At 68.3% G+C, this 21,013-nt stretch carries 19 protein-coding genes; 11 read left to right on the forward strand and 8 right to left on the reverse strand.

From position 1 onward, the window contains the following. Positions 1-45: 45 nt before the first annotated feature. The 3 genes from sucB to ACWGO6_RS00015 form a co-directional block, all read right to left on the reverse strand. Entirely contained in the window at positions 46-1,833 is a 1,788-nt protein-coding gene (gene sucB, locus ACWGO6_RS00005; RefSeq protein ID WP_452325527.1) for a 2-oxoglutarate dehydrogenase, E2 component, dihydrolipoamide succinyltransferase, read from the reverse strand. 67 nt (positions 1,834-1,900) lie between these two features. Beyond that, the gene (gene lpdA, locus ACWGO6_RS00010; protein ID WP_452325528.1) at positions 1,901-3,274 is read right to left on the reverse strand and encodes a dihydrolipoyl dehydrogenase; all 1,374 of its coding nucleotides are present in this window, start codon (positions 3,272-3,274) and stop codon (positions 1,901-1,903) included. A 3-nt stretch (positions 3,275-3,277) separates the two neighbouring features. Further along, positions 3,278-4,750 (reverse strand): leucyl aminopeptidase, encoded by a 1,473-nt coding sequence (locus ACWGO6_RS00015; RefSeq protein WP_452325529.1) that lies wholly within the window; start codon positions 4,748-4,750, stop codon positions 3,278-3,280. Positions 4,751-4,864: 114 nt separating this feature from the next. Here ACWGO6_RS00015 and ACWGO6_RS00020 point away from each other — a divergent pair, with 114 nt between their 5' ends. The 3 genes from ACWGO6_RS00020 to ACWGO6_RS00030 all read left to right on the forward strand — a co-directional run bounded on the left by ACWGO6_RS00020 (position 4,865) and on the right by ACWGO6_RS00030 (position 7,905). After that, entirely contained in the window at positions 4,865-5,806 is a 942-nt protein-coding gene (locus ACWGO6_RS00020; protein WP_136044028.1) for a proteasome assembly chaperone family protein, read from the forward strand. A gap of 168 nt (positions 5,807-5,974) precedes the next feature. Next, complete coding sequence (locus tag ACWGO6_RS00025) at positions 5,975-7,213, forward strand: RNA polymerase sigma factor (RefSeq protein WP_136044027.1); 1,239 nt, start codon at positions 5,975-5,977, stop codon at positions 7,211-7,213. Further along, complete coding sequence (locus ACWGO6_RS00030; protein ID WP_136044026.1) at positions 7,210-7,905, forward strand: coenzyme F420-0:L-glutamate ligase; 696 nt, start codon at positions 7,210-7,212, stop codon at positions 7,903-7,905. Before ACWGO6_RS00025 ends, ACWGO6_RS00030 begins: the two co-directional genes overlap by 4 nt. 61 nt (positions 7,906-7,966) lie before the next feature. On the opposite strand, the gene ACWGO6_RS00035 is transcribed toward ACWGO6_RS00030, so the two are convergent. Then, positions 7,967-8,983 carry a sugar-transfer associated ATP-grasp domain-containing protein gene (locus ACWGO6_RS00035; protein WP_136044025.1) on the reverse strand — a complete coding sequence of 339 codons (1,017 nt, stop codon included), beginning with the start codon at positions 8,981-8,983 and terminating at the stop codon, positions 7,967-7,969. Positions 8,984-9,063: 80 nt separating this feature from the next. Between ACWGO6_RS00035 and ACWGO6_RS00040 the strand changes: the two genes are divergently transcribed. Both ACWGO6_RS00040 and ACWGO6_RS00045 read left to right on the forward strand, forming a co-directional pair. Beyond that, complete coding sequence (locus ACWGO6_RS00040; protein WP_452325530.1) at positions 9,064-9,768, forward strand: alanine racemase C-terminal domain-containing protein; 705 nt, start codon at positions 9,064-9,066, stop codon at positions 9,766-9,768. Next, entirely contained in the window at positions 9,765-10,805 is a 1,041-nt protein-coding gene (locus tag ACWGO6_RS00045; RefSeq protein ID WP_136044024.1) for an alanine racemase, read from the forward strand. The genes ACWGO6_RS00040 and ACWGO6_RS00045 overlap by 4 nt, the downstream gene beginning before the upstream one ends. 17 nt (positions 10,806-10,822) lie before the next feature. Here the strand turns inward: ACWGO6_RS00045 and ACWGO6_RS00050 are convergent, their stop codons facing one another. Further along, complete coding sequence (locus ACWGO6_RS00050; protein WP_136044023.1) at positions 10,823-11,041, reverse strand: DUF7455 domain-containing protein; 219 nt, start codon at positions 11,039-11,041, stop codon at positions 10,823-10,825. A gap of 181 nt (positions 11,042-11,222) precedes the next feature. Between ACWGO6_RS00050 and ACWGO6_RS00055 the strand changes: the two genes are divergently transcribed. Next, positions 11,223-13,349: a DNA gyrase/topoisomerase IV subunit B gene (locus ACWGO6_RS00055; protein ID WP_452325531.1), complete on the forward strand. Its 2,127-nt coding sequence runs from the start codon at positions 11,223-11,225 to the stop codon at positions 13,347-13,349. Positions 13,350-13,409: 60 nt separating this feature from the next. Here ACWGO6_RS00055 and ACWGO6_RS00060 read toward each other — a convergent pair whose 3' ends face one another. After that, complete coding sequence (locus tag ACWGO6_RS00060) at positions 13,410-15,851, reverse strand: DNA gyrase/topoisomerase IV subunit A (protein ID WP_136044021.1); 2,442 nt, start codon at positions 15,849-15,851, stop codon at positions 13,410-13,412. A 44-nt stretch (positions 15,852-15,895) separates the two neighbouring features. Here ACWGO6_RS00060 and ACWGO6_RS00065 point away from each other — a divergent pair, with 44 nt between their 5' ends. Further along, positions 15,896-17,017: an alkaline phosphatase family protein gene (locus ACWGO6_RS00065; RefSeq protein ID WP_452325532.1), complete on the forward strand. Its 1,122-nt coding sequence runs from the start codon at positions 15,896-15,898 to the stop codon at positions 17,015-17,017. Positions 17,018-17,076: 59 nt separating this feature from the next. Here the strand turns inward: ACWGO6_RS00065 and sepH are convergent, their stop codons facing one another. Next, on the reverse strand, positions 17,077-18,120 hold the full coding sequence (gene sepH / locus ACWGO6_RS00070; protein WP_136044020.1) for a septation protein SepH: 1,044 nt from the start codon (positions 18,118-18,120) through the stop codon (positions 17,077-17,079). 196 nt (positions 18,121-18,316) lie between these two features. On the opposite strand from sepH, the gene ACWGO6_RS00075 reads away from it, so the two are divergent. Next, positions 18,317-18,610: a DUF4193 domain-containing protein gene (locus ACWGO6_RS00075; protein WP_105725536.1), complete on the forward strand. Its 294-nt coding sequence runs from the start codon at positions 18,317-18,319 to the stop codon at positions 18,608-18,610. Positions 18,611-18,723: 113 nt separating this feature from the next. On the opposite strand, the gene ACWGO6_RS00080 is transcribed toward ACWGO6_RS00075, so the two are convergent. Beyond that, a complete protein-coding gene (locus ACWGO6_RS00080; protein ID WP_452325533.1) occupies positions 18,724-19,188 on the reverse strand; it encodes a DUF3093 domain-containing protein in 465 nt (154 codons plus the stop codon). 12 nt (positions 19,189-19,200) lie between these two features. On the opposite strand from ACWGO6_RS00080, the gene dut reads away from it, so the two are divergent. From dut to ACWGO6_RS00095, 3 genes are read left to right on the forward strand one after another with little or no spacing between them, the layout of a single operon-like run. Continuing rightward, the gene (gene dut, locus ACWGO6_RS00085; RefSeq protein WP_452325534.1) at positions 19,201-19,671 is read left to right on the forward strand and encodes a dUTP diphosphatase; all 471 of its coding nucleotides are present in this window, start codon (positions 19,201-19,203) and stop codon (positions 19,669-19,671) included. Next, a complete protein-coding gene (locus ACWGO6_RS00090; protein ID WP_136044018.1) occupies positions 19,668-20,255 on the forward strand; it encodes a DUF3710 domain-containing protein in 588 nt (195 codons plus the stop codon). The genes dut and ACWGO6_RS00090 overlap by 4 nt, the downstream gene beginning before the upstream one ends. Then, on the forward strand, positions 20,252-20,986 hold the full coding sequence (locus ACWGO6_RS00095; RefSeq protein ID WP_376106180.1) for a DUF3159 domain-containing protein: 735 nt from the start codon (positions 20,252-20,254) through the stop codon (positions 20,984-20,986). The genes ACWGO6_RS00090 and ACWGO6_RS00095 overlap by 4 nt, the downstream gene beginning before the upstream one ends. Positions 20,987-21,013 lie beyond the last annotated feature (27 nt).

A 21,013-nucleotide genomic window follows, 5' to 3' on the forward strand; every position in this document is an offset into this window, starting at 1 on the left:
GACAGTCTATGACGTCGCGGACCAGCCATGAGGCTCTCTCTCGGGTCAGGCGCCGAGCTGAGCGGCGAACTGCGCCGACTCGAGGCGGGCCTTCACCGCGCCCAGGAACCGGGCCGCATCCGCACCGTCGATGATCCGGTGATCGTACGAGAGCGCGAGGTACACGTAGGAACGGATCGCGATGGCATCCGCACCGCCGACCTTCACGAGGCCGGGACGCTTGACGACCGTGCCGGTGCCGAGGATCGCGGACTGCGGAAGGAAGACGACCGGAGTGTCGAACAGCGCGCCCCGCGAACCGGTGTTGGTCAGCGTGAAGGTGCCGCCGGCGAGCTCGTCGGGCTTCAGCTTGTTGTCGCGCGTGCGAGCGGCGAGATCAGCGATCTCGTGTGCGATCTGAGCGATGTTCTTCGAGGCCGCGTCGCGCAGCACGGGCGTGAGCAGGCCGCGCTCGGTGTCGACCGCGATCGACACGTTCTCGCTCGCCGGGTACACGATGTTCTCGCCGTCGACCGTAGCGTTCACGATCGGGAACGCCTGCAGCGCCTCAGCGGTCGCCAGCGCGAAGAACGGCAGGAACGACAGCTTGTCGCCGGTCTTCTCGAGGAACGAAGCCTTCACGCTGTCGCGGTAGTCGGCGAGCGCCGTGACGTCGACCTCGACCACCGTGGTCAGCTGGGCGGTCTGCTGCATGGACTCGACGGCACGCTTGGCCAGAACCTTGCGCAGACGCGACATCGGCTGCGTGGTGCCGCGCAGCGGGGAAACCTCGAGCGGTGCCGGTGCCGGCGCCGATGCAGCGGCCGCAGCGGGTGCCGTCGCGGTCTCAGCGGCCTTGAGGACGTCTTCCTTGCGGATGCGACCACCCACGCCGGTTCCGGTGACGGAAGCGAGGTCCACGCCCTGCTGTGCGGCCAGGCGCCGCACCAACGGAGTCACGTACAGGTTGTCGTTCTCGGTGGGCAGCGCGAGCTTCTGCGCGGCCGGAGCCGGAGCAGCGGCGGGAGCCGGAGTGGCTGCGGGTGCCGGAGCGGCGGCGGGTGCCGGAGCGGCGGCGGGTGCCGGAGCGGCGGCGGGTGCCGGAGCGGCGGCGGGTGCCGGAGCGGCGGCGGGTGCCGGAGCAGCAGGTGCTTCCGCTGCCGGAGCGGCAGGTGCCTCAGCCGGAGCAGCCGGAGCGGCGCCGGAGCCGACGCGGGCGAGTACTGCGCCGACGGCGACGGTCTCGTCTTCGCCAGCAACGATCTCCTGCAGCACACCGGCGACCGGCGACGGGATCTCGGTGTCGACCTTGTCGGTCGAGATCTCCAGAAGTGCCTCGTCAACGGCGATGCTGTCGCCGACCTGCTTGAGCCAACGGGTCACAGTGCCCTCGGTGACGCTCTCACCGAGTTCGGGAAGCACGATGTCGGTCGCGTCGCCGGCGGGCGCGGACTCCGCAGCCGGGGCCTCGGCGGCCGGAGCAGGTGCGGACTCGGCAGCCGGAGCGGGTGCGGCCTCGGCGGGTGCGGACTCGGCAGGTGACGACTCCGCAGGCGCGGCCTCAGCGGGTGCAGCTTCGGTGGCGGCAGGAGCATCGCCGGCAGGAGCCGACTCGCTGCCGTCGCCGATTCGCGCGAGAAGCGCACCGACCTCGACGGTCTCGTCTTCGGCCACGAGGATCTCCTCGATGACGCCGGAAACGGGGGAGGGGATCTCGGTGTCGACCTTGTCGGTCGAGATCTCGAGCAGGCCCTCATCCGCCTGCACGGTGTCTCCCACCTGCTTGAGCCAGCGGGTGACCGTACCCTCTGTGACGCTCTCGCCGAGAGCGGGGAGGACGACGGATGTGCTCATGACTGAGTCTCCTTCAGGAAGTTGTATGACGCTTGTCTAGCTTAGTGACTCGGGCACCGGTTGGTGCTCAGAGGGCGTGCAGGGGCTTGCCGGCCAGTGCGAGGAAGGCTTCGCCGAGTGCCTCGCTCTGGGTCGGGTGAGCGTGGATCAGCGGCGCGATGTCCTCGGGGTGTGCTTCCCAGGCCACAGCGAGCTGCCCCTCGGTGATGAGTTCGCCGACTCGGTCGCCGAGCAGATGCACACCCAGGACCGGGCCGTCCTTGAGGCGGACCATCTTGACCAGCCCGCTCGTCCCGATGATCTCGCTCTTGCCGTTGCCGGCGAGGTTGTACTCGTAGGCGGCGATCGCGTCGGCACCGTGCTCGGCGATCGCGGCCTCTTCGGTGACACCGACCGAGGCGACTTCGGGGCTCGAGTACGTGACCTTGGGGATCTGCACGTCGGGGATGTTCGCGGGGGACAGGCCGGCGATGCGCTCGGCGACGGCGATGCCCTGCTGGAACCCGCGGTGAGCGAGCTGGAGACCGGGAACGATGTCACCGACGGCCCACACTCCGGGAACGCCGGTGCGCAGGTTCTCGTCGACGGTCACGAATCCGCGGTCGAGGGTGACTCCCGCCTCTTCGAATCCGAGATCTGTGGTGACGGGGCCGCGACCGACGGCGACGAGGAGGTAGTCGGCCCTGAACTCCTTGCCGTCTTCGAGCGTGACGGTGACGGATGAGTCGTCCTGCGTCGCCGTCTGGAAGCGGACGCCGAGCGAATACTGGATGCCACGACGACGGAACGCGCGCTCCAGGCCCTTGCTGAGGGCGATGTCCTCGTTCGGGACGAGGTGCGGCAGCGCCTCGATGATCGTGACCTCCGAACCGAAGGAGCGCCACACGCTGGCGAATTCGACGCCGATGACGCCGCCGCCGAGGATGAGGACGCGCTCCGGGATGACGTCGAGGGCGAGCGCCTGTTCGCTGGTGAGGACGCGGCCGCCGATGTCGAGGCCGGGAAGGGAACGGCTGTACGAGCCCGTCGCGAGCACCACATCGGCGCCGACGTAGACATCGTCGCCGACGCTGACGCTGCGATCGGGGCTCAGGCGGCCGAGACCGGCGACCGTCGTGATGCCGCGGGCCTTCACGAGTCCCTCGAGTCCCTTGAACTTCTTCGCGACGATGCCCTCGCGGTAGGCGCGGACACCTGCCGGATCGATGCCCTCCAGCGTCGCGGTGACACCGACGGAGGCGGCGTCGCGGACATGCTCGGCGACCTCGGCGGCGTGCAGCAGCGCCTTGGTCGGGATGCAGCCGCGGTGCAGGCAGGTGCCGCCGACCTTGTCCTTCTCGATGAGCGCGACGGATTTCCCGAGCTCACTCGCTCGGAGAGCAGCGGCGTAGCCGCCGCTGCCGCCGCCCAGGACGACGACGTCGAAGGTGTGGGTTGTCATGTGTCATGCCTCCTTGTGGGATGCTGCGGCGAAGGCGACGATCGATCGGACCATCGCCCCCGTGGGGCCCTTCTCGGTGAAACCGTACGGCGATCCGCCATGCTCGCCTGAGCCGGCGATGTCGAGGTGGACCCAAGGGATGCGGGGTGCGTCCTCGGCCTCGGACGTGCGTCCGACGAATCGACGAAGGAACAGACCGGCGAACGACGCCCCGCCCATCCGGTCGCCCATGTTCGCGTTCTGCAGATCGGCGATGGGGGACTCGAGCGACTCTTCCATGTAGCTCGGCAGCGGCATGTGCCAGGCAGGCTCGTCGACCTGCTCAGTGGCGGCGAGGAACTCCGCGACGGTGCCGTCGTCGCCGAAGACGCCCGTGTGCCGGTGTCCGAGGGCGGCGACGATCGCACCCGTGAGAGTGGCCACGTCGATGATCACGTCGGGCTGCTCGCGGCTCGCGGCGACCAGACCGTCGGCGAGCACGAGCCGGCCCTCGGCATCGGTGTTCTGGACCTCGACGGTCGTGCCGTCGAGAATGCGGATGACGTCGCCGGGGCGAAGCGCGCGTCCGGACGGCATGTTGTCCGTGATGCAGAGCCACGCCGTCACGTGCACCGGGAGCTGGAGGGCGGCGATCGCCCGAAGCGCCGCGAGCGACGTGGCTGCCCCCGCCATGTCGAACTTCATCCCGACCATCGATGCCGCGGGCTTGAGCGAGAGGCCGCCCGTGTCGAAGGTGATGCCCTTGCCGACCAGGGCGATGTGGCGCTTCGCGCCGGCGGGGGAGTAGTCGAGGCGGACCAGCCGCGGCGGACGGTCGGAGCCCTGTCCGACGCCGAGGATGCCGCCGAAGCCCTGCTCCGCCAGCTCGTTCTCGTCGAGGATCTCGACCGAGACGTCGAGGTCGGCGACGCTGTCGGCCGCGCTCTGCGCGAGCTGCGCGGGGCTCTGCCACTCAGCGGGGACGTTGACGAGGTCCTTGATGAGCGCGACCGCATCGCCGATGGTCTGGGCGTGGGCGGCCTCCTCGTCGGAGAGCGTCGCGTGGAGGGTGACCGCGGTGGCGCGGGTCTTGCCCTTCTCGGAGCGGTATCCGTCGAAGCGGTGGCCGCCGAGGACGGCTCCCTCGGCTGCGGCAGCGGCGAATCCTTCGAGGCCTTCGGCGAGACCGAGCGCGACGTTGTCGAAGCCGGTGAGGGATCGCAGCGCGGTGCCTGCCGCATTGCGGACGGAGGCGGCATCCGGCTTGTCGCCTGCTCCCACGACCGCGAACGGCAGGGCGGTGACGCCGGGGAGGTGCACCCGGGTGAACGATCCGGCGGAACCGGTGAATCCGACGCCGGCCAGCGCATCGGCCAGACCCGGGTACGCGGACAGCGAGTCCACGGATTCGGGAAGAGAGGCGACGACGAGCACTGCGGCATCTGCAGCGCTTCCGGGGAACTGAGCGGTGGTGTGCGAGAGCACGGGAAGCGTCATGCCCTCCATCCTAGGATCTCCGCCGCAGCACGGTCGCGCGCCCGCCGTGCGCGTGTTCGCTCTCAGCATGATGCTCCGCGCCCCGGCATCCGGACCTGCTCGTAGCATGGAGACATGCCCCTCTCCGGTGAGATCCACGAACGCGTCGCGAATGCGCCGACAGTGCCGCACGGCCTGCCTCTGGTGCTTCTGCTCACTGGCTTCACAGACGCGGGCAGCGCCGTCTCCGGTCTGATCGATCACCTGCGGGAGACCGCTTCACCGGAGCCGATCGTCGTCTTCGACAACGACGTCCTGCTGGACTATCGCGCACGTCGTCCCGTGATCTCCTTCGATCAGGATCACCTCACCGAGTTCCGTCCGCCCCGGCTCGAGCTCTCCCTCGCGACGGATGCGCTCGGTCGGCCTTTCCTGCTCCTCGCCGGCTATGAGCCGGACTTCGCCTGGAATGCCTTCGCGAGCACGGTGCTCGATCTGGCCGCGGAGTTCGAGGTCTCCGGTCTGCACTGGGTGCACTCGATCGCCATGCCGGTGCCGCACACGCGTCCGATCGGTACGACGGTGAGCGGCAACCGCCGTGACCTCACCGTTGCGCATTCGGTCTGGAGGCCGCGCACCCAGGTGCCGGCGACTGCTGGACACCTTCTCGAGTTCCGCTTCATCGAGCGCGGTGAGCGCGCTGTGGGATTCGTGCTGCTCGTGCCGCACTATCTCGCGGAGACGGAGAACCCCGATGCCGTGATCGCCGCCGCCGAGAAGCTCATGGCCTCGACGGGTCTGGTGCTGATGCTCGATGCCGTCCAGGAGCGCCGCGAGGACTACCTGACGCGAGTGGGAGAGCAGGTCACGGGGAACGATGAGCTGCAGCAGATGGTGCACAACCTCGAGCGCCGCTACGACGCCTACATGGCGGGCCGAAACCCTGACGATGACTCGTACGACGAGGGCGGATTCAGTGAGCGCGACCTTCCCAGTGCCGACGAGTTGGCGGCCGAGCTGGAGCGCTACCTCGCCTCCCGCCCTTCCGGCGACGAGGACAAGCCCGGTCGCGGTTGAGATCGATCAGGGAGAACTTCGTCGGAATGCATCCGCATCGCCACACGTGTGCGATACTAGGACTCTGACCCGTTGTCAATCAGTGTTTTCGAGCGCTGGACTTGACAAGGGTCTTACTAGTGTCCGAAATGTCCCGGGGCTACACAGCAGCCCCGTGAAAGGCGAAACGTGACTCCTGCCACGACGAAGAACACCCGGACGAAGAAGGCTGCCGAAGAGACGACCGCCGACGCTCCGGTCGAGGCCGATGCGCCCGAGAAGCCCGCGCCCCTGAGCGCGGCGAAGCGTGCTGCCGCGAAGCGCGCCCCCGTCAAGAAGAAGAAGTCCGAGGACGTCGTCGAAGAAGACGAGGCTCCTGCCGTGGCCGCTGTCGACGACGACGAGGACGAAGATGCCAAGCCGAAGTTCACCGAGCCGCTGCCGACCGGCGCGATCGTCATCTCGTCGAACGACGATGAAGACGTCCCGGTCTACTCGACGCAGATCACCGGTGCGACGGCCGACCCCGTCAAGGACTACCTGAAGCAGATCGGAAAGGTCGCGCTCCTGAACGCGGCCGAAGAGGTCGAGCTCGCGATGCGCATCGAGGCGGGCCTGTTCGCCGAAGAGAAGCTGTCGGCGATGTCGGCGGCCGAGAAGACGAGCCAGCTCGGACTCGACCTGCAGTGGGTCGCCCGCGACGGCCAGCGCGCGAAGAGCCACCTGCTCGGCGCCAACCTCCGTCTCGTCGTCTCCCTCGCCAAGCGCTACACCGGCCGCGGCATGCAGTTCCTGGATCTGATCCAGGAGGGCAACCTCGGTCTGATCCGTGCCGTCGAGAAGTTCGACTACACGAAGGGCTTCAAGTTCTCGACCTACGCCACCTGGTGGATCCGTCAGGCCATCACGCGTGCGATGGCCGACCAGGCCCGTACGATCCGCATCCCGGTGCACATGGTCGAGGTCATCAACAAGCTCGCCCGCGTGCAGCGTCAGATGCTCCAGGACCTCGGTCGCGAACCCACCCCGGAAGAGCTCAGCCGCGAGCTCGACATGACGCCGGAGAAGGTCGTGGAGGTGCAGAAGTACGGCCGCGAGCCGATCTCGCTGCACACTCCGCTCGGTGAAGACGGCGACAGCGAGTTCGGTGACCTCATCGAGGACACCGAGGCCGTGGTTCCCGCGGACGCCGTGGGATTCACGATGCTGCAGCGTCAGCTCGAGCAGCTGCTCGACTCGCTCTCCGAGCGCGAGGCCGGCGTGATCCGCATGCGCTTCGGTCTGGGCGATGGTCAGCCGAAGACCCTCGACCAGATCGGTGACACGTTCGGCGTGACGCGTGAGCGCATCCGTCAGATCGAGTCGAAGACGATGGCGAAGCTGCGTCACCCGAGTCGTTCGCAGTCCCTTCGGGACTACCTCGAATGAGCCAGGCGAACGACGGCAAGGCTCTCGAGGCGAGCGTCGACGGCAAGAGCTATGCGCGCATCCCGCTGCGGACGCGCGTGGTCATGCCCGAGGACGACCTCGATGCGATCATCACCGAGTACGCCAAGGATGCGGTGCAGCCGGGCGACCTGCTGTTCGTGACCGAGAAGATCGTGGCGATCACGCAGGGGCGCTCGTACCGTCTCGATGAGATCAAGCCGCGCAAGCTCGCTCTGTTCCTGTCGAAGTACGTCACGCGCACGCCGTACGGCATCGGCCTCGGCATGCCGGAGACGATGGAGATGGCGCTGCGGGAGTGCGGTACGCCGCGCATCCTCTTCGCATCTGCCGTGGCGGCAGTCACCAAGGCGTTCGGTCGCCGGGGTGACTTCTATCGCATCGCGGGCGACAAGGCGCGAGCGATCGACGGTCCCACCAAGCACACGATCCCTCCGTACAACGAGGCTGTCGTGCTCGGGCCGAAGGACCCCGACGGCGTCGCCGCACGATTGAAGAAGCTCATCGGCGGTCACGCAGAGGTCGCCGTGGTCGACATCAACGATCTCGGCGGAAACATCCTCGGTTCGACGCTCGACAAGGACGGCGAGCGTCGTCTGGTGAAGATCCTCGGCGACAACCCGCTCGGTCAGGGCCTCGAGTCCACGCCGCTCGGCATCGTCCGCGCGAGCTGAACCCGCAGAACAACGAGAAAAGGCCCCGGATGCGCGCGCATCCGGGGCCTTTCGTCTTGTCTCAGAAGCCGATGACCTCGCGATAGCGAGGCTTGTGACCGGTGCGGATGCCGGTGACGCTGGGCTTGTTCTCATAGACACCGGCGCCCCAGTTGCCCTCGACCAGCACCGGGCCGTCGGGGGACACGACGATGTCCCAGCCGACGTACTGCACCTGCGGCACGACACGGGCGACCTCGTCGATGAATGCCCGCACCTCATCCATGAACGGCAGCTGGAAGTCGGCGATGCGGAAACCCGAGTCGGGATGCGTCTCGTGCACGTGCCCGTGCGAGTCGTACCCTGCGCCGACGGCGTGGCCGTTCTCGTCGAGCATCGTGTAGAAGCCGCCGAAGGTCATCTGGTCGCTGACCGCGCCGCGCCCGAACTTCTGCGCCATCGCGAGGATGTGCGCCTTCTCACCGTCGAAGAACGCGGTGATGCGGGTGGTGTTCACGGTGCCGGGGCACACGGCCGCAAGAGCGTCATGCTGGCGGATGACCTCTTCGATGAGGAGTTCACCGCGTGCGAGCAGCCCCTTGTGGAAATCGTCCCAATCCTCGATATCGGCGGCGTGGTAGCGGTGCACACCCGTGCCCGCCTGCCCCACCGGCTCCTTCGTCACGATGGTGCCCAAGCGTTCGGTGAGTTCGCGGACGGCCTGCGCGTTGCCCTCTTCGACGACCAGCCACTCGCGCTTCAGGAATGCGGAGAACTGCTTGTCGAATTCGACCTTGTCCTGGAAGATCCAGCGGTAGTCCGGGTGGTCGTACCGCTGCGACAGCTGGTTCGATACCGGATGCGTCATGTATGTCTCGCGCTCTGCCTTGGTGAGCATCGCGAAGTCGTAGTCGATGTAGTCCTGGAAGCCGACGTTGTGGCGCGCGGCGGACCACAGCATGTCCACGACGATGCCGGGCACGGCCTTGTGGTGCTGCTCCGAAGCCTCTTTGGCCCGTTCCACCACCGATCCGACGTCGATGCGGCGAGCACGTCCCAGCAGGTAACGGATGCGGGGCGCGAGGGAAAGACGAGACATATGGCTCCAGGGTCGGGGTCTCCTCCAGTCTACGGGGGAGCTGCAGGTCGACCTGGGAGCCGGCGGCTAGGCTGGAAGACGTGTGGGAAACGACTTCCAGCTCGCTGCCGCGGGCGATCATCTCCCGGTCGGCGCTGGCCGCCGGCGCTGCAGCGGCGGTTCAGGCGGGTGGCCGCATCGCCGACCTTCGCCGCGATGCCTGGGGGCACGGCGTCATCGCTGTCGCGCAGGCCGTGACGGCCGCCGGCGCCGAAAGTGTGCGTGTCGACGCGCCGGGCGAGGTCGAAGCCCTCCAGTTGGAAGGGATCGTCGGGGTGACGAGCGGAGAGCCCGACATCGATCCCGCGCTGCTGTACGGGCTGCCCGCCGAGCCGGGCCGTCCTTCGACGAGTCCGGTGATGCGGCTGACCGGCCGCGTGCTGTCGACCAAGCCTCTGCGCGCGGGGGATGCCGTGTCGTACGGGTACACGTTCCGCGCCGAGGCCGCGACGACGGTGGCGCTGGTGACCGGAGGATACGCGCAGGGAATCGTCCGGGCGCTCGGAAACCATGCCTACGTCGAGATCGACGGCTCGGCCAGGCCCATCGTCGGACGCGTGGCCATGGATGTCTGCGTCGTCGACCTCGAAGGATCGGACGCGGCGCCCGGGACCGAGGTCACCTACTTCGGCGGGAACGGCCCGCTCGCGGGTGGTGTCTCGCGGTGGGCCGAGGTCACCGGGATGGAGCCGGCGGAACTCATCACCGTCGCGGCATCGCACGCAGTCCGGGGGTGGGAGGCGTGACCCGCCCTGAACTCCGGCTGAGCACCGGCAGCCTCCGTGCGAACATCTCGGCCGTGCGTCGGCGCGTCTCGCCCTCGAGCCTGATGTTCGTTCTCAAGGACGACGCCTACGGGCACGGGCTCTCCTGGGCTGTCGACACCGCGCGGCAAGAGGGCGTGGAGTGGTTCGGCAGCTACGACATCCGCAGTGGACTCGCGATACGCCGGGTGGCGGGAGGGGACGCACGGATTTTCGCCTGGGTGACGTCGACCGATGACGAGATCGACGACGCGCTCCTGCACGACATCGACCTCGGCGTCGGCACGATCGATTACCTCCGGCGGATCATCTCCCGCGCCGCGGCTGTGGGAGCGATGGCCCGTGTCCACCTGAAGATCGACACCGGGCTGCACCGGAACGGCGTGCTCCCCGAGGACTGGGCGATGGCCGTCGCCGAGGTGCGACAGGCGGAGCGGGCCGGTCTGGTGGACCTCGTCGGCGTGTGGAGCCACATCGCCGAGGCGAGCGATGCCGAGGACGACGCCGCCCAGGCGGTGTTCCTCGAGGCCGTGCGAGTCGTGGAGGACTCCGGCTCCTCGCCTGCTGCGGTGCACCTGACAGCGTCGGCCGCCTCCTGGTGGAGGCCTGAGCTTCGCGGAACCATGTCACGCATCGGCGCGTTCTGCTACGGCATCCGCTCCGCGGACGGTCCGGAACTCGAGGGGATCGTGCCCGTCGCGAGCCTCGTCGCCACCGTCGATGAGGTCACCGACGGCAAGGTCTGGATCGCGATCGGAAGCTTCGACGGGCTTCCGTCGACCCTGTCCGGCGCGCTCGTCGGCACGCCGGGCGGCGCCAGGAAACTCCGCTCCGTGGGCCACACCGCGTCGTCTGTCGAGGAGTGGCCGGGCGCGCGTGTCGGCGACGAGGTCGTCCTGTTCGGAGCGGGGGCCCAGGGGGAGTCCTCGGCGACCTCGCTCGCCGAACGCATCGACACGGTGGGCGAGGAGATCCTCACCCGGCTGACGCCGCGGGTCCGCCGCGTCGTCCAGGACTGACGGGCCGCAGCGAGAGCTCAGACCGCTTCGATGAGGCGAGCGGTCTCGTCGTGCCAGCTGGTCGCGATGCTGCGCAGCTTCTCTTCGTACTTGCGGCCGTGGTGGGCGCAGAAGAGGAGTTCGGAGCCGTTCACCTCAGCGGCGATGTATGCCTGAGCGCCACATGAATCACACCGATCCATGGCCGTCAGGCGGAACTCGACGGTGGAGGTGTCACGTTCGGTCGTTGCATTCATCTCGGCGCCTCCTCGGGTGTCGGCTTCGCTTGCTGATTTGGTCAATACAACCACGCACTACCTGTGGGCATGCCCGGTTTGCGGCGTGTTTCGCTCAGCGCGTACGGGAAGGCCACCGTCTGGACCTCAGCGGGGAGTGTCTGCGGTTGGAATGCGGGTGGCGAGAATAGACTCGGAGATTGTGAATGCCGAGTATTCTGCCCACCATCTCCAGGTGCTTGAGGGGCTCGAAGCTGTCCGCAAGCGCCCGGGCATGTACATCGGGTCGAACGGCTCTCCGGGCCTCATGCACTGCCTCTGGGAGATCATCGACAACTCCGTCGACGAGGCGGTGGCGGGCAACGGCTCGAAGATCGACATCATCCTGCACGCCGACGGCAGCGTCGAGGTCCACGACCGTGGCCGCGGTATCCCCGTCGACGTCGAGCCCCGCACCGGCCTGACCGGCGTCGAGGTCGTCTACACCAAGCTCCACGCGGGCGGGAAGTTCGGCGGTGGCTCGTACGCCGCGTCCGGCGGCCTCCACGGTGTGGGCGCGTCGGTCGTGAACGCGCTCTCGGAACGCCTCGACGTCGAAGTGGATCGGGGCGGGAAGACCTATGCGATGTCGTTCCATCGCGGCGAGCCCGGCATCTTCAAGGATTCCGGCGAGAAGCGCCCCGACGCCCCGTTCACGCCTTTCGAGGACAACAGTGAGCTTCGAGTCATCGGCAAGGCGCCGCGCGGGGTCACCGGAACACGCGTGCGCCACTGGGCCGACCGTCAGATCTTCACGAAGGACGCGGCGTTCCAGCTGGCCGATCTCGAGACGCGGGCGCGCCAGACGGCCTTCCTCGTCCCGGGACTCGAGATCGTGGTCAAGGACGAGCGGGCTGCCGGTCAGGTCATCCCGGTTCCTGATTCCGACGGTGAGACCACCACGCTCGGCCCCGTCGAGACCTCGTACCTGTACGAGGGCGGCATCTCGGAGTTCGTCGAGTACCTGGCGATCGATCCGCCCGTCACGGACACCTGGCGTATCCAGGGCGAGGGGACCTTCAAGGAGACCGTTCCCGTTCTGCAGGCGGACGGGCACATGATCGCCACGGAGGTGGAGCGTGTGTGCGCAGTCGACATCGCGCTGCGCTGGGGCACCGGCTACGACACCCGCGTCCGCTCGTTCGTCAACATCATCGCGACGCCCAAGGGCGGTACGCATCAGCAGGGATTCGAGCAGGAGCTGCTGAAGGTGCTGCGCACGCAGGTCGAGCAGAACGCGCGCCGCCTCAAGGTCGGCAACGACAAGCTCGAGAAGGACGATGTCCTGGCCGGTCTGACGGCTGTCCTGACGGTCAACGTGCCCGAGCCGCAGTTCGAGGGTCAGACCAAAGAGGTGCTGGGCACGCCGGCCGTTCGATCGATCGTCGCCCAGGTGATCCGCAAGGACCTGGGGCAGCGTTTCAGCTCGACCAAGCGCGACGACAAGAACCAGGCCTCACAGCTGCTCGACAAGATCGTCTCCGAGATGAAGGCTCGCGTGTCGGCGCGAGCCCATAAGGAGACTCAGCGTCGGAAGAACGCGCTCGAGTCGTCGACGCTTCCGACGAAGCTCGTCGACTGCCGCACGAACGAGGTGGACCGCAGCGAGCTCTTCATCGTCGAGGGCGACTCCGCGCTCGGCACCGCCAAGAACGCGCGCAACAGCGAGTTCCAGGCCCTGCTGCCGATCCGAGGGAAGATCCTCAATGTGCAGAAGGCCTCCGTCGGCGACATGCTGTCGAACGCGGAGTGCGCGTCGATCATCCAGGTGATCGGCGCCGGCTCCGGCCGGACGTTCGACATCAACGCCGCTCGCTACGGGAAGATCATCCTGATGAGCGACGCCGACGTCGACGGTGCGCACATCCGCACGCTGCTGCTGACGCTGTTCTTCCGCTACATGCGGCCGCTCATCGAGGACGGCCGCGTGTTCGCCGCCGTCCCGCCGCTGCACCGGGTGATCGTGATGAACCCGGGGTCGAAGCCGAATGAGACGATCTACACCTACAGCGAGCAGGAGATGCATGCCCTGCTGACGAAGCTTCGCAAGGCCGGCAAGCGGTGGCACGAGCCCATCCAGCGATACAAGGGTCTCGGTGAGATGGATGCCGAGCAGTTGGCGAACACCACCATGGACCGCTCCGGCCGTCTGCTGCGTCGGGTGCGGATGGAGGATGCCGAGGCCGCGGGGCGCGTCTTCGAGCTCCTCATGGGCAACGAGGTGGCGCCGCGACGCGAGTTCATCATCGACTCGTCCGACCGGCTGTCACGGGAGTCGATCGACGCCTGACCCGGACCGGGCGACGGAATAGGAGAGGGGCCGCGGCAATCCGCGGCCCCTCTCCCGTTCTCAGACGAGTGTGCGGCCGATGCTGCCGATCACGCCGTCGATGGGCTGGCCCGAGGCGTCACGTCGTGCTCCGGCCTCGGGGAGCTTGCGCACGGCGCCGGTGGGATCGACCGCCAGCGGCGGGTTCGGGCCCACCCAGGCGACGGTGAGTCGATCCTCGCCCTTCAAGAACGCGTGCGCACGCACCCCGCCCGTGGCGCGGCCCTTGGCCGGGTACTCCGTGAAGGCCGACACCTTCGCTCGTCCGGGGTCGGTGCCCGGCAGGATGCTCTCGCCACCGGAGACCGTCGCGACGACAGCCTCCGTCGTGGGATCGATCGCGCCGAAGAACAGCACGGATGCCCCGGAGCCGAGCTTGACGCCCGCCATGCCGCCCGCAGGTGCCCCCTGGGGGCGCACGTTCGCAGCGGAGAAGCGGAGCAGTTGCGCGTCGGTCGTGACGAACACGAGATCGGCGTCGTCGGGGGCCTCTGCGGCTCCCACGACCGTGTCGCCGGGCTTCATGCCGATGACCTCGAGATCGGGACGCACCGGCAGCGCCGACGGGACGATGCGCTTCACCGTTCCCTGCGCCGTGCCGAGCGCGATCGGCGTCTCGCTGTCGAAACGCACGAACCCGAGGATCCGCTCGTTCCTGGTCGTGATGCCGAGGTAGTCGCGCAGCGGCGTTCCCGCGGCGAGCTGGACGGACGTCGAGGGAACGGAGGGCAGGTCGACGGGGGAGAAGCGCACGACACGGCCGAGGCTGGTGAGGGCACCGATCTCCGCGCGGACCGTCGTCTCGACCGTCGTCAGGATCGCGTCGTGCTTGCTGCGGCGTGCCGGAACCGTGAGCTCCTGCCCCTCGCCGAGGTCGACCCGCACGGCGCGGCCCGTGGTGGAGAGGACGAGGACCGTGGGGGCGTCGGCGATCTGCAGGTCGACCGCTCCCTTGGTCGCTCGCGGCTTCGGGGGAGCGGCGTTCATCAGCAGGGTCCGGCGCGGTGTGCCGTAGGCATCGGCGGCAGCGTCCAACTCTCTGGCGACGACGGCGCGGAGGAGCACCGGGCTGCCGAGCAGCTCACGGAGCGACGCGATCTCCGCCAGCAGCGCATCGCGCTCGGTTTCGAGCTCGATGCGGGAGAACTTGGTCAGGCGACGCAGTCGAAGTTCGAGGATGTACTCGGCCTGCAGCTCGCTCAGATCGAACACCGAGCGCAGGCGCGTGCGTGCCTGCTCCGAGTCGTCGGAGGAACGGATGACCTGGATGACCTCGTCGATGTCGAGGATCGCGATGAGCAGGCCCTCGACGAGGTGCAGGCGCTCTTCTCTGCGGGCGAGGCGATAGCGGCTCCGCCGCGTGATCACCTCGAGGCGATGGCCGACGTAGACGCTCAGCATCTCCTTGAGGCCGAGGGTGCGCGGCTGACCGTCGACGAGCGCGACGTTGTTGATGCTGAACGAGTCTTCCAGCGGAGTCAGTCGGTACAACTGCTCGAGGACGGCGTTCGGGTCGAACCCGGTCTTGACGCCGATGGCGACGCGCAGCCCGTGGTTGCGGTCGGTCAGATCGGTGACGTCACTGATCCCCTGGAGCTTCTTCGATTGCACGGCATCGCGGATCTTCTCGATCAGGCGCTCGGGTCCGACCATGTACGGCAGCTCGGAGACGATGATGCCGGTGCGTCGGGGGCCCAGCGGCTCGATCGAGGTCTTCCCGCGGACCTTGAGTGCCCCGCGTCCGTTCGTGTAGGCGTCCTTGACGCCGTCGAGACCCATCAGGATGCCGCCCGAGGGGAAGTCGGGACCGGGGACGAACTCCATCAGCTCTTCGGTCGTGGCATCCGGGTTCTCGAGCAGATGCGTCGCAGCGGCCACGACCTCGATGAGGTTGTGCGGCGCCATGTTGGTCGCCATGCCCACGGCGATGCCACTCGCGCCGTTGACGAGGAGGTTCGGGAATGCGGCCGGGAGGACGGACGGTTGTTGGAACTGACCGTCGTAGTTCGGGATGAAGTCGACGACGTCCTCGTCGAGGTTCTCCGTGAGAGCGAGGGCGGGTGCGGCGAGTCTCGCCTCGGTGTATCGCGCCGCGGCCGGACCGTCGTCGAGGGAACCGAAGTTCCCGTGGCCGTCGATCAGAGGAACACGCAGCGCCCACTCCTGCGCGAGACGGACCAGCGCGTCGTAGATGGCGGAGTCGCCGTGCGGGTGGAGCTTTCCCATCACCTCGCCCACGACGCGTGCGCTCTTGACATGGCCGCGGTCGGGGCGGAGGCCCATCTCGGCCATCTGGTACAGGATGCGGCGCTGCACCGGCTTCAGACCGTCGCGCGCGTCAGGCAGAGCGCGCGAGTAGATCACCGAGTACGCGTACTCGAGGAACGAGCCCTGCATCTCGGTGGAGAGGTCGATGTCCTGGATGCGCTCCTCGACGGGCTCGGGCGGCGGGGTTTTCGGCATGGACTTCCTGAGGGCGTACGGGAGCCTGTGTCAGACTGGCTCGGATGTCCCTCATGCTACCGTCCGCGTCGCCCGGCGCCCGGAGCGTCGTCGGGGTGGCGGACGACCTGTTCGCCGCGCTCCGAGGCGAATCCGAGGTGCTGCCGCGTGCGGAGTCCGTCGTTCTCGTCGTCGTCGACGGCCTCGGGGCGATCAGTCTTCGGGCCCACGCGGGACATGCCCGCGCGCTGACGGCCGGGATGGCGAAGAAGGATGTCGCGCAGTCGGTGTTCCCCTCCACGACGGCCGCGGCGCTCACCAGCATCGTCACCGGCGTCTGGCCGGGTGAGCACGGCCTGGTCGGCTACCGGGTGCTCGACGCCGGCCGCGACGTGCTCGTCAACCAGCTCAGCGGCTGGGAGACCGACGGGATCGATCCGTTCACCTGGCAGCCGGCGCCGACCATCTTCGAACGCGCCGGTCGCGCCGGACACGAGAGCTTCGCGGTCGGGTTCGCCGGATATGCGCGCAGCGGGTTTACGAAAGCCACACTCCGCGGCGCGGAGTTCGTCGCTGCCGGCACCGCGGCAGCGCGCATCGAAACCGCATACACGCTCGCCCAGGAGCACCCGGGATCACTCGTCTACTGCTACCTGCCCGAGGTGGACAAGGCCGGCCACAAGCACGGGATCGCGTCTGGTGAGTGGGTCGCCGCCCTCGAGGACATCGATGCCGCCCTGGCCGCGCGCGTGCCGCCGGCAGTCGGCGTGCTCGTCACGTCGGACCACGGCATGGTCGACGTCGCGGTCAATCGACAGGTCGTGCTCGACGAGGCGCATCTGCGGGGTGTCCGGCATGTCGGCGGCGAGCCGCGGATGCTGCACGCCTACGTCGAGCCCGACGCCGACACCGCCGCAGTGACCGCGCGGTGGCGCGCCGACCTCGAGGGGATCGCCGACGTCGTCACCCGCGATGAAGCCGTTCGCGGCGGAATGTTCGGGCCGACCGTCATCACGGCGGCGTCCGCGCGGATCGGCGATCTGCTGGCCATCGCGCGCGGCACGTGGGCGGTCTACGACGGCACCGCGGCGGACCAGCGCGGGCGAGGCATGGTCGGGCAGCACGGAGCGCTCACTCCGGAGGAGCGACAGGTGCCGCTGATCAGACTCGGAGCCTTCGCGCGCTGAGAGGTGCCCACCGGACGGGCGCAGGTCACCTGCTCGTGCCGGTCACCCTTCGGTGCGGATCACTCGTCGGTGCGCGCTCCGAAGACGATCTCATCCCATGAGGGCATCGCGTTGCGGCGACGGCGGCGGCCGCCGGAGTCTCCGGAATCCGACGGAGCAGTATGGGCCGAAGGGCGTGCGGGTTCCGGCTCTTCGTCGGGCTGTTCGAGCGCGTCGAACAGCGAGATCGGGTCGGAGTGCTCGACGTCGTCGGTGTCTTCGAGCAGCGGAGCCGTCTCGCGCTGACCCCGACGACGGCGGAGAGCCTCGAGCAGGTCCGCTGTTTCGGGGCTCGTGTTCTGCGCAGAGGGCGCGCGATTGATCGCGGCATCCTGCGCGGCGACGTCGGAGCGCTCGGGGAGTGACGGGTCTTCGACCTCGGCCTCGGGTGCGGGAAGCAGACGCGGGCCGAAGGCGCCCGAATCGAACCGGCTCTCATCTTTGTAAGGGGAGGTCGTGCGCTCCGCATCCACGGCGCGCAGGCGCGGGATGAGCCCCTCGGGCAGCGAGCCCTGGCGCGAGAGCTGAGTGGCATCCGCGTTCAGAGGCGAGAGGGCACTGCGACGCGGGTCGAAGCTCCACCGGGCATCGTGATCGACGTCGTTCGCGGTGAACTCGAGCTTGATCGTCCAGCCGGACTCCTCTTTCCAGCTGGCCCACCGCTCCGCGGTCGCTGCGACCTCGGCGAGCTTCGCGCGGACCGCGACGCCGAAGGTGGGCTGGGCGTCGGGTTCGACTTCACTTCCGATCAGCACCGGAACCGCGAGTGCCTGACCGATGATGTGCTCGCGCTCGGCGAGGACCGGGCCCTCGAAGCGGGCGACGTCGTCGACGCTGATTCCCAGCAGTTCGGCGACCTCGGGCGCGGTGAGTCCGGCGCGGATCTGCGCCTGGATGTCGCGCGGGCTCGCCGCGAGTTTCTGGGCGGTGGGCTCGGCCTGCCGGGTGGCGCGACGGATCTCACGCTGCAGCACGTCGTCGATGGGCAGCGAGAACCGCTCGCCCGACTCTGTCGCGAGTACGAGGACTCCTGCTTCTGTGCCGACGATGGTGACGTTTTCCATGCGAATGCCCCTCTGATGGGTGTCCGTTCATGGTGTCACGCATGCGGCGTCCGGACCGGGAATACCCTGGGCGTGCCGTGAGTTTGCTCTGTCGCACGGACCGCATTTGCGTTATGTCTCCCGGTCGTGCAAACTATGGCCGCCGATACCCGACGGCGCACCACCCACTCGCACCATGAAAGTGGAGATCTACCGCATGGCAACCGATTACGACGCCCCCCGAAAGAGCGAAGACGACTCCGAGTCGATCGAAGCCCTCAAGGAGCGTGTGCCGGACAAATCTTCCGGCTCAAGCGGGGACGAAGACTCCGACAACCCGTCGAACTTCGACCTTCCGGGTGCCGACCTCTCCGACCTCGAGCTCGACGTCGTCGTGCTGCCCGCGCAGCAGGACGAGTTCACGTGCATGAGCTGCTTCCTCGTGAAGCACCGCTCTCAGCTCGACCACGAGGGCGCATCCGGGCCCATCTGCAAGGAGTGCGCTGCGTAAGCAGTCCTCCGAGCGACGTCTCACGCGCCCCCGACCGTCCGGTCAGGGGCGCGCTGTCGTATGCGGCAGCGCCCGTCAGGAACGGGCGGTGCCCCGATGAACGGCGGGTGCGGTCAGGAACGGGCAGCGCGGATCGCCGCGACCAGGCGGTCGGGCGTCCGGGTAGAGATGGTCCACGTGTCGACCGGGTCGTCCACGTCGAGATTCGGGACGACGATGATCCCGTCGATCCCGCCGCGGATCAGGTGCCAGCCGCGCGCAGGGAGACCGGGGCCGCGTGCCTGGCGGGCTTCTTCACCGACGAGCGCGAGGGGTTCGCCGAGGTGCTCGACATCGATGTGTGCGCGTCCGGCGCGCAGGACGCGGCCCTCCACCGACACGACCGGAGTCGCCGCGATGAAGCCGAGCACCAGGAGCGCGGAGACGGCGGCGCCGACGATGAGCGCGAAGGTCGATCCGATGGGCACGAAGACGAGAGACACCATCGGCCCTGCGACCGCGACCGTGACCAGCAGCCAGAGGCTGGGGGAGAGTCGTTCGCGATAGCGGACACGTGCGTCTGTGGCGGGGTTCTGCATTAGCCTCATGGGGTGACCGATTCCGTTGATGTCCCCATTATCGCTGCAGTGGTGCCCGGATACGCGCATCCGGGCGACGCGGGCGCCGATCTGGTCGCGGCCGAGGCTGTGCATCTGGAGCCGGGCGAGCGCGCTCTCGTCGCCACCGGAGTCCGGATCGCTCTTCCCGACGGTTATGCGGCCTTCGTGGTTCCGCGCAGCGGGCTTGCCGCCAAGCACGGGATCTCGATCGTGAACTCTCCGGGGACCGTGGATGCCGGCTACCGCGGCGAGATCGAGGTGAGCCTGATCAACACCGACATCAGGAGCGCGTACGATGTGGCGGTCGGCGATCGCATCGCACAGCTGATCATCATGCCGGTGACACGCGCCACGTTCATCTCGGTGGACGAGCTGCCGGACAGCGTCCGCGGCGACGGCGGTTTCGGCTCCACCGGGTACCAGGCGGGGCTCACGCAGAACGAAGCAGGGCAGAACAGATGACTGACAACAACGCGACTCCTTCCAAGTCGGCGCCCGCGAACCGCGCCACCGACGGACCCTTCGACGACTCCGAGGCGAACCCGGTTCGCCCGTACATCGACCTGGGCGGGATCAAGATCCTGCCGCGCGAGGGGTTGAACCTCCGGCTCGAGGTGGAGGAGCAGACCAAGCGCATCGTCGCCGTCGGCCTCGACTACGCGGACTCCTCTCTGCAGGTGCAGCCGTTCGCCGCGCCGAGGTCCGGCGGACTGTGGGATGAGACGCGCGTGCAACTGCGCGACCAGGTCAAGGCACAGGGCGGGCGCGTCGAGGAGCGGGACGGCCCCCTGGGCAAGGAGCTTCTCGCCGAGGTCCCCGCAGCGGCCAGCGAAGGCTCGGGTCTTCGTCTCGCGCGGTTCATCGGCATCGACGGCCCGCGCTGGTTCCTCCGCGGCGTGATCGGCGGAGCCGGTGCGTCGGATCCTGAGGCCGGTGCCAAGGTCGAGGATCTGTTCCGTTCGATCGTCGTCGTCCGCGGCGGCTCTCCGATGCCGCCGCGTGATCTGATCCCGCTGAAGATGCCGGCGACCCCGGGCTCCGCGTGAGCACCCCGGAAGCCGACCCGGAACGCGAGAAGAGCACCTCCGAGATCCTCGGAGAGGCTCTCGGCGGCGCCGCGCGCCGTGCCGGGCTCGACCCGTCGGAGAGCGCGAGCACGCACAAGGTCGTCTGGTCGGCGATCGGCGGGGTCCGCGGCATCCTCGAGTCGGTGCTGCCCAGCCTCGCATTCGTGATCATCTTCACGATCCGCCCCGAGCCGCTGATCCTGTCGCTGGGCATATCGGTCGGTCTCGCCGCGGTCTTCACGATCGTGCGCCTGTTGCAGAAGTCGCCGCCGTCCGCCGCTATCGGCGGGCTCGTCGCCGCGGCCGCCGCGGCCGGACTCGCATTGTGGACCGGACGCGGCGCGGACAACTTCGTTCCGGGGCTCATCACCAATGCGGTCTACGGAACGGTCATCCTGGTGTCGGCCCTGATCGGCTGGTCTCTGATCGGCCTCGCCGTCGGCTTCCTGATGGGGGAGGGCACCACCTGGCGCAACGATCGCCGCAAGCGCCGTGCCTACTTCTGGCTCGGAATCGCGTGGGCCGCACTCTTCTTCGCCCGACTCGCCGTGCAGCTCCCGCTGTATCTCGCGGGCGACGTGACCGCACTCGGCACGCTCAAGCTCGTCATGGGACTCCCGCTCTTCGCGCCGCTGATCGCCGTCACCTGGCTCGTCGTGCGCGCTCTCCATCCGCGCGGACCGTCGCGCGAAGATGTCGCCGAGGCATGATAGATTTATCTTGACATCAAGATAAAT

This window comes from Microbacterium sp. NPDC055665, from assembly GCF_053618035.1.

What these genes read in the sequence shown, in the direction of transcription:
- sucB (WP_452325527.1), bottom strand. Translation starts at nt 1,833, where the DNA reads ATGAGCACATCCGTCGTCCTCCCCGCTCTCGGCGAGAGCGTCACAGAG.
- ACWGO6_RS00075 (WP_105725536.1), top strand. Translation starts at nt 18,317, where the DNA reads ATGGCAACCGATTACGACGCCCCCCGAAAGAGCGAAGACGACTCCGAG.
- ACWGO6_RS00035 (WP_136044025.1), bottom strand. Translation starts at nt 8,983, where the DNA reads ATGTCTCGTCTTTCCCTCGCGCCCCGCATCCGTTACCTGCTGGGACGT.
- ACWGO6_RS00090 (WP_136044018.1), top strand. Translation starts at nt 19,668, where the DNA reads ATGACTGACAACAACGCGACTCCTTCCAAGTCGGCGCCCGCGAACCGC.
- ACWGO6_RS00060 (WP_136044021.1), bottom strand. Translation starts at nt 15,851, where the DNA reads ATGCCGAAAACCCCGCCGCCCGAGCCCGTCGAGGAGCGCATCCAGGAC.
- ACWGO6_RS00020 (WP_136044028.1), top strand. Translation starts at nt 4,865, where the DNA reads ATGCCCCTCTCCGGTGAGATCCACGAACGCGTCGCGAATGCGCCGACA.
- ACWGO6_RS00015 (WP_452325529.1), bottom strand. Translation starts at nt 4,750, where the DNA reads ATGACGCTTCCCGTGCTCTCGCACACCACCGCTCAGTTCCCCGGAAGC.
- ACWGO6_RS00030 (WP_136044026.1), top strand. Translation starts at nt 7,210, where the DNA reads ATGAGCCAGGCGAACGACGGCAAGGCTCTCGAGGCGAGCGTCGACGGC.
- ACWGO6_RS00065 (WP_452325532.1), top strand. Translation starts at nt 15,896, where the DNA reads ATGTCCCTCATGCTACCGTCCGCGTCGCCCGGCGCCCGGAGCGTCGTC.
- lpdA (WP_452325528.1), bottom strand. Translation starts at nt 3,274, where the DNA reads ATGACAACCCACACCTTCGACGTCGTCGTCCTGGGCGGCGGCAGCGGC.
- ACWGO6_RS00080 (WP_452325533.1), bottom strand. Translation starts at nt 19,188, where the DNA reads ATGCAGAACCCCGCCACAGACGCACGTGTCCGCTATCGCGAACGACTC.
- ACWGO6_RS00050 (WP_136044023.1), bottom strand. Translation starts at nt 11,041, where the DNA reads ATGAATGCAACGACCGAACGTGACACCTCCACCGTCGAGTTCCGCCTG.
- sepH (WP_136044020.1), bottom strand. Translation starts at nt 18,120, where the DNA reads ATGGAAAACGTCACCATCGTCGGCACAGAAGCAGGAGTCCTCGTACTC.